Consider the following 10715-nt stretch of genomic DNA (forward strand, 5'->3'; position numbering starts at 1 on the left):
GGTTTTACCAAATATTGAGAAATAATTATTTTAAACTTCCAACCATGTCTTCCGGTTTCACCCAGGCATCGAAATCTTCAGGAGAAACATAACCCAAACGAACGGCTTCTTCTTTTAAAGTAGTACCGTTTTTGTGTGCCGTTTGTGCAATTTCTGCTGCTTTATAATATCCGATTTTCGTATTTAAAGCCGTAACTAACATTAGAGAATTGTCAACCAGTTCTTTGATACGTTTGTGATTCGGTTCGATTCCCTGTGCACAATGTTCGTCAAACGAAATACAGGCGTCTCCTAATAATCGAGCCGATTGTAGGAAGTTAGCCGCCATTAACGGTTTGAAAACGTTTAATTCGTAATGTCCCTGAGTACCACCGATCGTGATAGCTACGTCGTTACCCATTACCTGAGCACATACCATTGTTAAAGCCTCACATTGTGTAGGGTTTACTTTTCCTGGCATAATCGAAGATCCCGGCTCGTTTTCAGGAATAAAAATCTCTCCGATTCCGGAACGCGGACCAGATGCCAGCATACGGATATCATTTGCGATTTTATTTAAAGAAACAGCTAATTGTTTTAAAGCACCGTGTGTTTCCACAATAGCATCGTGAGCGGCTAATGCTTCAAATTTATTTTCAGCCGTTACAAACGGATGACCTGTGAATTTAGCGATATATTCCGCTACTTTTACATCATAACCGTCCGGAGTATTTAATCCGGTTCCGACAGCAGTTCCGCCTAACGCGATTTCTGATAAATGAGAAAGCGTGTTTTTAACGGCTTTTAATCCGTGGTTTAACTGGGCAACATATCCTGAGATTTCCTGTCCAAGAGTTAGCGGAGTAGCATCCATTAAGTGTGTACGCCCGATCTTAACCACATTTTTAAACTCTACTGCTTTTGCATGTAGTGTGTCTCTTAATTTTTCTACACCCGGAATAGTAACTTCTACTACTGCTTTATAAGCAGCGATGTGCATTCCTGTAGGATACGTATCGTTAGAAGACTGTGATTTGTTTACATCATCATTCGCTTTGATAATCTGTTCCCCTTCTCCGATTTTGAAACCGGCTAAAACCTGAGCACGGTTCGCGATTACTTCATTTACGTTCATGTTACTTTGCGTACCTGAACCGGTTTGCCAGATTACCAACGGGAATTCATCCTCTAATTTTCCGGCTAATATTTCATCACAAACTGCTGCGATAGCATCTCTTTTTTCTACCGGTAATACACCTAAATCGTGATTTGCATAAGCTGCTGCTTTTTTAAGATAAGCAAAACCTTCCACGATTTCTTTTGGCATCGATCCGGAAGGACCGATTTTGAAGTTGTTTCTTGAACGTTCTGTTTGAGCTCCCCAGTATTTTTCTGCCGGAACTTTCACTTCACCCATGGTGTCTTTTTCTATTCTGTATTCCATTTTATTGTTGTGTATAAGTTGTTACTGTCGATTTAAAGCGCGGAAAAACCGGTTAATTTCTGAAGGGAATATCCGGCTGTAAAATCCTTTCAAAAATAGGCAATATCGACAGCTTAAAAAAATGAATTAAAATAAATTTCTTATAAATATTGGTTAAGACGATTATTCGGCTTATCTTTGGCAGGTATTCAAAATTCCGGAAAACATGTTTGAATTTCAACAGTATTTAGGCTTTTTACTTTTCTTATGTATCTTAACCATCGGTTTTTGGTTAATGATATTCTTGGTAGGTTTCGTTCAATATTGGCTTGGAGGAGCTATCATAGAAATGATCAAAGAAAAGAGAAATAAAAAGAAAGCAGAATAATTAATTTTATTCAAGATATAAAAGGGAACGTTTTCGTTCCCTTTTTATTTTATATAAAAAAGAGCGCTTTTAAGCGCTCTTTTTTGTTATTAGAAATAGGTGATAGTACGTTCTACTAAAAATTTAGCTTCTCCGTTAATGGAAACGGTCTTTTTAATCCAGTTTCCTTTTTTGTCATATTCGAAATGTGTTTTTCGATCGACTATTAATTTACCGTCTCTTCCGATTGTTTTTTCAACGATTACATTGTTATGGTTGTCATAGGTCAGTAGTTGATGCGTAATTATTTCCTGATTGACAATTTCTTTACGCTCTGTCATATTGTTGTTCGTATCGTATTTGAATTCTTCAATCGATTTACTGTCAATAAAACCATCATAAACACGATTACTGGTCATGTTACCTTTAGCATCGTATGTACGTATTTCCGAGTATTCCTGTTTGTCGTCTTTGTTTAACGTTTCTGTTTCCAGTAAAAGATTTTTAGCCGTGTATTTGTTGTTAATCGTGTATAATCTCTTGTAATCCGGACTTAAACGCTGTTCTGTTAGTATATTATTATTGTTATCATACGTATAAGTGGTAATATACTGTACTGTGGTTTCTTTTTGGAACCCTTTTTCTTCGCGAACTTTGTCATTTGACCCGAAAGTATAGGTTGTTCTTTCAGTCAGGTTGTCTTTTCCGTCAAATCGGCGTACTTCTACACGTTGGTTTTTGATAAAAGTATTCAGGGTTTTTTCAATTTGTTCCCCTTGTGGATTTCTTCGGGTTATAATGGTGTTATTTCCGTTGTCATCCCATGAATATTTGGTTGTAAAAGCACTTCCGGGTTTTACATATTGTGAAATCAGCAGTTTCTTGTCTTTATTAAGAAAGGTAGTTTCTTCCAGTATAACACCGTCAGGTAATATTTTCTTTTCCTCTATAAGGCTTCCGGTAGTATTAAATGCCAGGTTTATATCATATCGGCTTGGGCTTTCTGTAGCGGCTTTTCCTTTTTTACCGTTTTCCAGATTATAGGATTTTTCGGTTACCGACTTTACATTGTCAGTGAGTTTAAAGTCTTTCCAGTTGTTTACGATTTCGGCTTGTTGTTCGTCGTTCTTTTCATCTTTTTTACAGGAGAATAATAAAAATGAAAGTAAAAGCAGGGTATAAGTTGATTTCATTTGGTGTGAATTAATCTTCAAAAATCTATTATTTTTTTGAAAAAGGCAATTATTTATTAAAATTAACAGTTGTAATTTGAGACAGACAAAAAAAATCTGCCTTTTTAGAGCAGATTTTTTTAAAATTATAACAGTGTAAAAGTATGATAAAATTAATAGACTCCGTTTTTCCGTAAAGGTTGCTTTGATTTGTAACTTTTTTTTATAAAAAAATAAAACAAGTTCTGTTTATATTGTAGTGTTAGTGAAATAAAAGAAGTGAAATACTTTAATAACAGTGTGTTATATTTTGTTTTAAACCAAAGAAGACTACAACTATTTTTTAATTTATTTGAATGCTATTGCCTGTTTTGGCAGCGGTAAATTGATTGCGATATTCCGAAGGTGTCTTATTTTCAAATCGTTTAAAAAATTTAGTAAAATTTGACGGATCAAATGTTAGCAGGGCGGCAATTTGTGCAATTGACATTTTAGAATCCGATAACAAGCGCTTGGATTCGTCCATGATTCTTTTTTCAAAGAAATAGCAGGGTGATTTTCCCGTTTCCATTTTGATGGTAGTGCTGAGGTGTACCGGATGAATGCACATAATGGCAGCTATGTGTTTTATTTCATACATCGTATCGCTATGGCCTTCCAGTATGCTGTCAATATGACGATTAACCTGATCAATAAACTCAAGTGTGATTTCTTCTTTTCGGCTACTGTATTTTAACGGTAATTTTGTCATTGTTAAAGTTTAAATTGCTCAGATAGTATTAAATTAAAAAAATCCGCATAAAGCGGATTTTAATTTATTTTTTGATCTTAGCTTGTGCTTCGTCATATTTTTTAGAAACAGCGTCCCAGTTAATCAGATTAAAGAAAGCGGTTATATAATCGGCTCTTTTGTTCTGGTAATTGAGGTAGTAAGCATGTTCCCATACATCCATACCTAAAACCGGTGTTCCGGAAATACCAACATTTGGCATTAGCGGGTTGTCCTGATTCGGAGTGCTTCCTACTACTAGGTTACCGGCTTTATCAACCACTAACCAAGCCCATCCGGAACCGAATTGTTTTGCACCGGCATCAGAAAATTGTGTTTTTAAATTTTCAAAGGAACCGAATGTTTTAGTAATAGCGTCAGCTAATGCTCCTTTAGGTTCGCCACCTGCTTTCGGAGCCATTATTTCCCAATATAAATTGTGATTGTAATAACCTCCGGCATTGTTACGAACGGCTTTATTTTCCATATCCAGTTTTGTCAGGATATCTTCAATTGTCAGTTTTTCCAGTGGTGTACCGGTAATGGCTTTATTTAAATTGTTAGCATAACCGACATGATGCTTGGAATAATGTATTTCAACGGTTTTGGCATCGATATAAGGAGCTAATGCATCATAAGCATACGGTAATCCTTTCATCTGGAAAGTACCGGGATCTGCTTTTACGTCCGCTGGATTGCCAACAGGAGTTGCGCTTTTCGTTTGTTCTACCGGATCCGGAATTTCAACTACTTCTTCAAGCTTGTTTTTGTCTTTACAGGAAAAAAGCAGAGTTGAAAAAAGGAAACCGGCAATAAGTATTCTTGAATTTTTCATGGCTTATTGATTATTGAATTAACGGTTTCGATATATAGTTTTTTGGCTTCATCAGGTGATAAATGGCGGACCTGCATCCAGGCGTTCATTTTAAAAGCATCTCTCAGGTCTTGTGGCTCCTGATGTTGTTTTGGTCTGTTTGTGCCTGATATGGCCTGTTTGTAATAGGCATAGAGACGCAACATGACATCTTGAGGTAAGCCTTCGGTCATATTGGATGCTTTTTCAAAAGCTTCCTGAAATTGCGTATCTAAACTTTGATCGGTCATTATTGTTTTTTTGCAATGATCGTTTTGCCGCCAACGGCCTTCTCATTTAATTTGACATTAACTTCCGTACCTAAAGGTAAGTATAAATCTACTCTTGAACCAAATTTAATAAAACCGGCATCAGTTCCCTGAACTACCTGCATACCTTCTTGTGCATAGTTTACGATTCTTCGTGCCAATGCGCCGGCAATCTGACGGTAAAGAATTTCTCCGTAGATACGATTTTCTACAACAACTGTAGTTCTTTCGTTTTCCTCACTGGCTTTCGGATGCCATGCAACCAGATATTTACCGGGATGATATTTGCTGTATTTTACAATTCCGTTTACGGCATAACGCGTTACGTGCACGTTAATAGGTGACATAAAAATGGAAACCATCAACCGTTTGTCTTTGAAATATTCAGGTTCGTATACTTCTTCGATAACAACAACTTTTCCGTCTACCGGAGCGATAATGTGATTGTCATCGATTACTACATCTCTTTTCGGATTTCTGAAAAATTGTAAAACAAGAACCAGCATGATTAATGCGAGTACCTGAATGGCTTTTTGTAACCACAGGATACTGATAAATTCACCGGCCAAAATAGCTGTGGCAGCAACCAAAAAGGTTGTAATTAGAATAATTTTAGCGCCTTCTTTATGAAACATAATTTAAAATTTGATAAAACAAATAAAGAAATGGTATTGCAAATATAACACTATCTAAGCGATCTAAGATACCGCCGTGTCCGGGCATAATCTTTCCACTGTCTTTTACACCGGCTGTTCTTTTGAATTTTGACTCAATTAAGTCGCCAATCGTTCCGAAAAAGCCTACAATAAGTCCTGTCATGATCCAGGTAACAGGGGAGAAGAAGGTGAAATAAAGGCTTAGAATATAACTTCCGACCATAGTAAATACTAATCCGCCGATAAAACCTTCAATTGTCTTTTTAGGGGATATACGTTCGAAAAGTTTCGTCTTTCCGAAAGATTTTCCGACTATATAGGCAAAGGTATCGTTAGTCCATATCAGGATAAAAATTCCGATGATGATTTGCGGATTAAACGTATTGTTGATAAAAGGTAGTTTCATCAACAACACAAAAGGTAATATGATATAACCGAATAATTTTACATATTTAGACGATTTGTCACCGCGAACCGGACGGGAAGATCCGAACAGATCCATCATCAGATTTACGGATACAAATAAAGTGGCAAGGCACAGCGCTGTATCGGTATAAAAAGAATTGATACGGAAAACAACAAACAATACATATGCTCCCAATCCTAATATAACCGGTAAGGCGCTTTTGAGATGAATTAATTTGCAGAATTCCACTACGGCAATGAGTAGGAATATACCGAAAAGTAAAGTAAAACTTACTTCAGAAAACAGTGTAGCTGATAGTAATAAGGCTATATAAACAAACCCTGAAAGGGCCCTGATAATACTTTCCCGCATGTTACAAATCTTCTAAAAGCAATAAGTATAAGTTTTTAGGACAACTTCCGTATTGCAGAAAATCCTCTTCTTTTGCTTTTTCGAAATATTTAAAAGTGGTGATATTGGTTGGGTATTCTTTGTCGTATTTTCGTTTAATTTCCCGTAATCCATCGCTTTTGTTGGCTAGGATCTGGCTTGTTGTTGCCAGGATGACGATATTGCTTGGTAGGTCGTTCGGTTTGTTTTGGCGTAATTGATTGGAAGAAAACAGGATAGAACCTTCGTCAGCAATAAGGTTTTCGCAGCTGGCAAATAAAAATTTAGGATTTTTAGGATGGTCGTGAATCAGTTTATTTTCGTCAAGAAGACTGAAAAGTTTAGGCTCCAGACAAATTACTTCGCTTTCAAACCAATCGTTTTCAACTAAAATATTTTCAAACTGTTCGTGTACTTCCGTTAAATTTTCACAATACAAAAACTTACCTCCATTTTTTTTGAAATTGAAAGTAAATTGCTCATCTATTGGCATCTCAATCTCGGGATGATATTGGCTCAATTCGGGCTCTTTCTCCTCCTTTGAAGCATCATTCGCACTGCCGAAAAGTTTTTTAAAAAGACTCATAAAAATAGGTCAGATCTTTGTTTTTTGCACTTGAAATCAATCAAAGATAAAAAAATCTTAATTCAATTTTACAATCGAATTAAGATTTTTATATAAAATGTTATAATTATTTTTCTTATGATTCAGTAACTACTTCATTTTCTGTTTTTTCATGTGGACGCTGTCCGAATATGGCTTCCAGGTCATCTTTGAAAATCACTTCTTTTTCAATCAGAATATCGGCTAGCTGATTCAATTTTTCCTTATTATCATTAAGGATCTGGATAGCTCTGTTGTATTGTGATTCGATTAAATCGGAGATCTCTTTATCAATGATTTTAGCCGTTTCTTCAGAATATGGTTTTGAGAAATTATATTCACTTTGACCCGATGAATCGTAGTAAGTGATGTTTCCTAATTTATCATTTAAACCGTATACCGTTACCATAGCACGAGCTTGTTTGGTTACTTTTTCAAGGTCACTTAAAGCACCGGTCGAAATTTTGTTGAAAATAACTTTTTCAGCGGCACGACCTCCCATAGTAGCACACATTTCGTCTAGCATTTGTTCCGGTCTTACGATAAGTCGTTCTTCCGGTAAATACCAGGCAGCGCCAAGACTTTGTCCGCGCGGTACAATGGTTACTTTTACTAACGGAGCTGCGTGTTCTAACATCCAGCTTACAGTAGCATGACCGGCTTCGTGAATGGCAATCGCACGTTTTTCTTCCGGTGTAACGATTTTGTTTTTCTTTTCCAATCCGCCTACGATACGGTCTACCGCATCCAGGAAGTCTTGTTTGTCCACTGCTTTTTTACCTTTTCGGGCAGCAATAAGAGCCGACTCATTACAAACGTTAGCAATATCAGCACCAGAGAATCCCGGAGTTTGTTTTGCCAGGAATTCGGTATCCAGTTCTTCCGATTTCTTTAACGGTTTTAAATGAACTTCAAATATTTCTCTACGCTCACGGATATCCGGAAGATCAACATAAATCTGTCTGTCAAAACGTCCGGCACGCATTAAAGCTTTGTCCAAAACATCAGCACGGTTAGTTGCAGCCAATACGATTACGTGTGTATTGGTTCCGAAACCGTCCATCTCAGTTAATAACTGGTTTAAGGTGTTTTCACGTTCATCATTAGATCCGGAGAAATTGTTTTTTCCACGGGCTCTACCAACCGCATCAATCTCGTCAATAAAGATAATCGAAGGTGATTTTTCTTTGGCTTGCTTGAATAAGTCTCTTACACGGGAAGCTCCGACACCCACAAACATTTCTACGAAATCCGAACCGGATAAAGAGAAAAACGGTACTTGTGCTTCACCTGCAACAGCTTTAGCTAATAAAGTTTTACCGGTTCCCGGAGGTCCTACTAATAAGGCTCCTTTCGGGATTTTACCACCGATACTGGTATATTTTTCAGGGTTTTTAAGAAACTCAACAATTTCCTGAATTTCTTCTTTTGCACCTTCTAATCCGGCAACATCCTTAAATGTTACCTTAATATCGTTCTTTTCGTCAAACAGACGGGCTTTGGATTTTCCGATTGAGAAAATCTGTCCGCCACCGCCACCGGCGCCACCACCTGACATTCTTCGGAACATAAATAACCAAAAGGCAATGATCAAAATGATAGGCAAGAAATTGATCAATATATCACCCCAGTTGCTTTCCGGTTCGGAAGAGTAATCGTTTAGTTTTCCTTCCAAACGGGCTTCTTCCAGTTTCTTCTGGAAAAGTTCACTGTTAGTACCGATGTCCAATGTATAATGCGGACCGGTGTTATCTTTTCCTAACAGGTTTTTCTTTTCTATTTTTTCATGAGTCTTGCTGTTAAGTGCTTCTTTTTTCAAATACACCTGCGCGGTATTTTTGTTAAAAACTACTTTTTCAACCTGACCGGAGTCCAGATATTGATAAAATCGGGATAATGAAGTAGGTTTTACTTCCTGAAAATTAGTCCCGCTTGAAACAAGTTGTATCGCAATTAGAATCAAAAGCACAGCACCATAAATAACCCATGGGCTTATTCTGATCTTTGAAGGATTTGGTTTTTTATCTTTTGACATGTGAAATGTGGATGTTAGTATTTGTTTTCAATGGAAGTGATCCTAGCGTCACCCCACAGGCTTTCAATGTTGTAGTACTCGCGGATGTGTTTTTGGAAAACATGTACTACAATGCTTACGTAGTCCATTAAAATCCATTCTCCGTTTTCAGTACCTTCAACATGCCAAGGTTTATCTTTTAGTTCCTTGGAAACAATTTTTTGTATCGAGTTGGCAATTGCGTTAACCTGTGTATTGGAATTACCGTTACAGATTACAAAATAATCACATACGGTATTTTCGATCGCTCTCAGATCCAGAATATCTATATCATTACCTTTTACTTCTTCTACTCCTTTAATGATGTTAGCTAACAGATCATCATTGTTAATATCTTTTTTTGCCATTTATTATTTTATATATTTTCGCAAAGTTATCAATTTTTGTCTTTATTTTTGAACCTTAACACAAGATTAGCGATATAAAGTTATTTATTTTTATGAATATTATCAAACTCGATGCCACATCTTCTACAAATGATTTTTTAAAAGATTTACTGACAAAACAATTTGTAGAAAACTTTACGGTTATTGTTGCGGAACATCAGACCAAAGGGAAAGGGCAAATGGGGTCGGAATGGACAGTTGAATTAGGTAAAAACTTGACTTTTAGTGTTTTGGTTAGGGATTTACTGTTGGATATTCAAGGGATTTTTCATTTGAATGTCGCTGTTGCTGTTAGTATAATTGAAGGATTGGAAACATTCAATATTGGCGGATTAGCGATTAAATGGCCTAACGACATTTTGGCAGAGAGTAAAAAAATCGGTGGCATACTGATTGAAAATAGCATCAAACGTAACGGGGAGATCTTTTCGATTGTAGGAATAGGGCTAAATGTGAATCAGGAACGTTTTGAAAACCTCCCGAAAGCAGCTTCTCTTTTGAGTGTTACCGGACGATTGTTTGATAAAGAAGCGGTAATGCTGGCTATTTTGAATAACCTTAAACGAAACCTGTCGCTTTTGCAGGCTAAAGAATACGAATTACTGTGGCAATCGTATGACAGCCGACTGTTTAAAAAAGGGATTCCTATGCCTTTTGAAGCCGGTGATAGTTCTCATTTTATGGGAATTATCCAGGGAGTGACTCCAAACGGTAAGCTTGAAGTACTCCTTGAAGATAATTCTGTTAAGACATTTGATATTAAAGAGGTAAAATTGCTGTATTGATTTTACCGGACAATGATTTCGTATTTCTGTAATAATCCTTTTAAACCTTCTTTTGAAAACTGAGCTTTACGCAGTTTGGTTTTTTCCGGATCGATCGTGAAATTATAACTGGTCAGAAAGTCAGCTTTTTCAGCAATCGAATCAGTAAAAATTGCTTTGTGTAAGTTGCAATTGTCAAACAAAACTTCGGTTAAATCTGTTGCCATAAAATCAACGGCAATCATACTGCAATTGGTAAATGACATTTTTTTTAGCTTTAGTGCGTAAAATTTGGCATAATCCAACTGGCAGTCTTTAAAATGAAATTCAAATAACAACTGATCTGTCATGGCAAAATTCACATCCGTAAAATCACAGTGATTAAATACGGCATTTCGTAAGCCAACATAATTGATCTGAGCTTCTCTGAAATTGCAGTTGTTAAAAATACAATCGGTAAAAACGACTCCTGAAAAATTACAGTCAGTAAAATTGCAATCCGTAAAAGTGCATTCTTCAAATTCTTTATACTTAATCTCGTTTTCGGAATAATGTAGGTTGTTAAAGTCGGTATTAAATATAAAATCGTTATTTGTCATTCAA

The 10715-nt window shown here is 36.5% G+C and carries 13 protein-coding genes; 2 read left to right on the forward strand and 11 right to left on the reverse strand.

The window, feature by feature from the left end:
- Positions 1–25: 25 nt before the first annotated feature.
- On the reverse strand, positions 26–1423 hold the full coding sequence (gene fumC, locus NOX80_RS10000) for a class II fumarate hydratase (RefSeq protein WP_256549635.1): 1398 nt from the start codon (positions 1421–1423) through the stop codon (positions 26–28).
- Between the two features lie 205 nt (positions 1424–1628).
- Here fumC and NOX80_RS10005 point away from each other — a divergent pair, with 205 nt between their 5' ends.
- Positions 1629–1790 carry a hypothetical protein gene (locus tag NOX80_RS10005; RefSeq protein ID WP_256549636.1) on the forward strand — a complete coding sequence of 54 codons (162 nt, stop codon included), beginning with the start codon at positions 1629–1631 and terminating at the stop codon, positions 1788–1790.
- Positions 1791–1879: 89 nt separating this feature from the next.
- Here NOX80_RS10005 and NOX80_RS10010 read toward each other — a convergent pair whose 3' ends face one another.
- The 9 genes from NOX80_RS10010 to rsfS form a co-directional block, all read right to left on the reverse strand.
- The gene (locus tag NOX80_RS10010; protein WP_256549637.1) at positions 1880–2962 is read right to left on the reverse strand and encodes a hypothetical protein; all 1083 of its coding nucleotides are present in this window, start codon (positions 2960–2962) and stop codon (positions 1880–1882) included.
- A gap of 322 nt (positions 2963–3284) precedes the next feature.
- Positions 3285–3692, reverse strand: coding sequence for a helix-turn-helix domain-containing protein (locus NOX80_RS10015; protein ID WP_256549638.1), 408 nt, complete (start codon positions 3690–3692; stop codon positions 3285–3287).
- A 64-nt stretch (positions 3693–3756) separates the two neighbouring features.
- Positions 3757–4545, reverse strand: coding sequence for a superoxide dismutase (locus NOX80_RS10020; RefSeq protein ID WP_305880315.1), 789 nt, complete (start codon positions 4543–4545; stop codon positions 3757–3759).
- Positions 4542–4814 carry an acyl-CoA-binding protein gene (locus tag NOX80_RS10025; RefSeq protein WP_256549639.1) on the reverse strand — a complete coding sequence of 91 codons (273 nt, stop codon included), beginning with the start codon at positions 4812–4814 and terminating at the stop codon, positions 4542–4544. Before NOX80_RS10025 ends, NOX80_RS10020 begins: the two co-directional genes overlap by 4 nt.
- Positions 4814–5467, reverse strand: coding sequence for a phosphatidylserine decarboxylase family protein (locus tag NOX80_RS10030; RefSeq protein ID WP_256549640.1), 654 nt, complete (start codon positions 5465–5467; stop codon positions 4814–4816). The genes NOX80_RS10025 and NOX80_RS10030 overlap by 1 nt, the downstream gene beginning before the upstream one ends.
- Positions 5457–6266: a phosphatidate cytidylyltransferase gene (locus tag NOX80_RS10035; RefSeq protein WP_256549641.1), complete on the reverse strand. Its 810-nt coding sequence runs from the start codon at positions 6264–6266 to the stop codon at positions 5457–5459. Before NOX80_RS10035 ends, NOX80_RS10030 begins: the two co-directional genes overlap by 11 nt.
- A gap of 1 nt (position 6267) precedes the next feature.
- Positions 6268–6870: a lactate utilization protein B/C gene (locus tag NOX80_RS10040; protein WP_256549642.1), complete on the reverse strand. Its 603-nt coding sequence runs from the start codon at positions 6868–6870 to the stop codon at positions 6268–6270.
- 115 nt (positions 6871–6985) lie between these two features.
- The gene (gene ftsH / locus NOX80_RS10045) at positions 6986–8923 is read right to left on the reverse strand and encodes an ATP-dependent zinc metalloprotease FtsH (protein WP_256549643.1); all 1938 of its coding nucleotides are present in this window, start codon (positions 8921–8923) and stop codon (positions 6986–6988) included.
- Between the two features lie 14 nt (positions 8924–8937).
- The gene (gene rsfS, locus NOX80_RS10050; protein ID WP_256549644.1) at positions 8938–9309 is read right to left on the reverse strand and encodes a ribosome silencing factor; all 372 of its coding nucleotides are present in this window, start codon (positions 9307–9309) and stop codon (positions 8938–8940) included.
- 92 nt (positions 9310–9401) lie between these two features.
- Between rsfS and NOX80_RS10055 the strand changes: the two genes are divergently transcribed.
- Positions 9402–10133, forward strand: coding sequence for a biotin--[acetyl-CoA-carboxylase] ligase (locus NOX80_RS10055; protein ID WP_256549645.1), 732 nt, complete (start codon positions 9402–9404; stop codon positions 10131–10133).
- A gap of 2 nt (positions 10134–10135) precedes the next feature.
- Here NOX80_RS10055 and NOX80_RS10060 read toward each other — a convergent pair whose 3' ends face one another.
- A complete protein-coding gene (locus NOX80_RS10060) occupies positions 10136–10711 on the reverse strand; it encodes a pentapeptide repeat-containing protein (RefSeq protein ID WP_256549646.1) in 576 nt (191 codons plus the stop codon).
- Positions 10712–10715 lie beyond the last annotated feature (4 nt).

Origin of the sequence: Flavobacterium cerinum, assembly GCF_024496085.1 — a bacterium.
Lineage (GTDB): Bacteria > Bacteroidota > Bacteroidia > Flavobacteriales > Flavobacteriaceae > Flavobacterium > Flavobacterium cerinum_A.

Bases quoted from the DNA above. Each gene is read 5' to 3' on its own strand.
- NOX80_RS10055 (WP_256549645.1), top strand. From the start codon at position 9,402: ATGAATATTATCAAACTCGATGCCACATCTTCTACAAATGATTTTTTA.
- rsfS (WP_256549644.1), bottom strand. From the start codon at position 9,309: ATGGCAAAAAAAGATATTAACAATGATGATCTGTTAGCTAACATCATT.
- NOX80_RS10020 (WP_305880315.1), bottom strand. From the start codon at position 4,545: ATGAAAAATTCAAGAATACTTATTGCCGGTTTCCTTTTTTCAACTCTG.
- NOX80_RS10035 (WP_256549641.1), bottom strand. From the start codon at position 6,266: ATGCGGGAAAGTATTATCAGGGCCCTTTCAGGGTTTGTTTATATAGCC.
- NOX80_RS10025 (WP_256549639.1), bottom strand. From the start codon at position 4,814: ATGACCGATCAAAGTTTAGATACGCAATTTCAGGAAGCTTTTGAAAAA.
- NOX80_RS10060 (WP_256549646.1), bottom strand. From the start codon at position 10,711: ATGACAAATAACGATTTTATATTTAATACCGACTTTAACAACCTACAT.
- NOX80_RS10040 (WP_256549642.1), bottom strand. From the start codon at position 6,870: ATGAGTCTTTTTAAAAAACTTTTCGGCAGTGCGAATGATGCTTCAAAG.
- NOX80_RS10030 (WP_256549640.1), bottom strand. From the start codon at position 5,467: ATGTTTCATAAAGAAGGCGCTAAAATTATTCTAATTACAACCTTTTTG.
- ftsH (WP_256549643.1), bottom strand. From the start codon at position 8,923: ATGTCAAAAGATAAAAAACCAAATCCTTCAAAGATCAGAATAAGCCCA.
- NOX80_RS10005 (WP_256549636.1), top strand. From the start codon at position 1,629: ATGTTTGAATTTCAACAGTATTTAGGCTTTTTACTTTTCTTATGTATC.
- NOX80_RS10015 (WP_256549638.1), bottom strand. From the start codon at position 3,692: ATGACAAAATTACCGTTAAAATACAGTAGCCGAAAAGAAGAAATCACA.
- NOX80_RS10010 (WP_256549637.1), bottom strand. From the start codon at position 2,962: ATGAAATCAACTTATACCCTGCTTTTACTTTCATTTTTATTATTCTCC.
- fumC (WP_256549635.1), bottom strand. From the start codon at position 1,423: ATGGAATACAGAATAGAAAAAGACACCATGGGTGAAGTGAAAGTTCCG.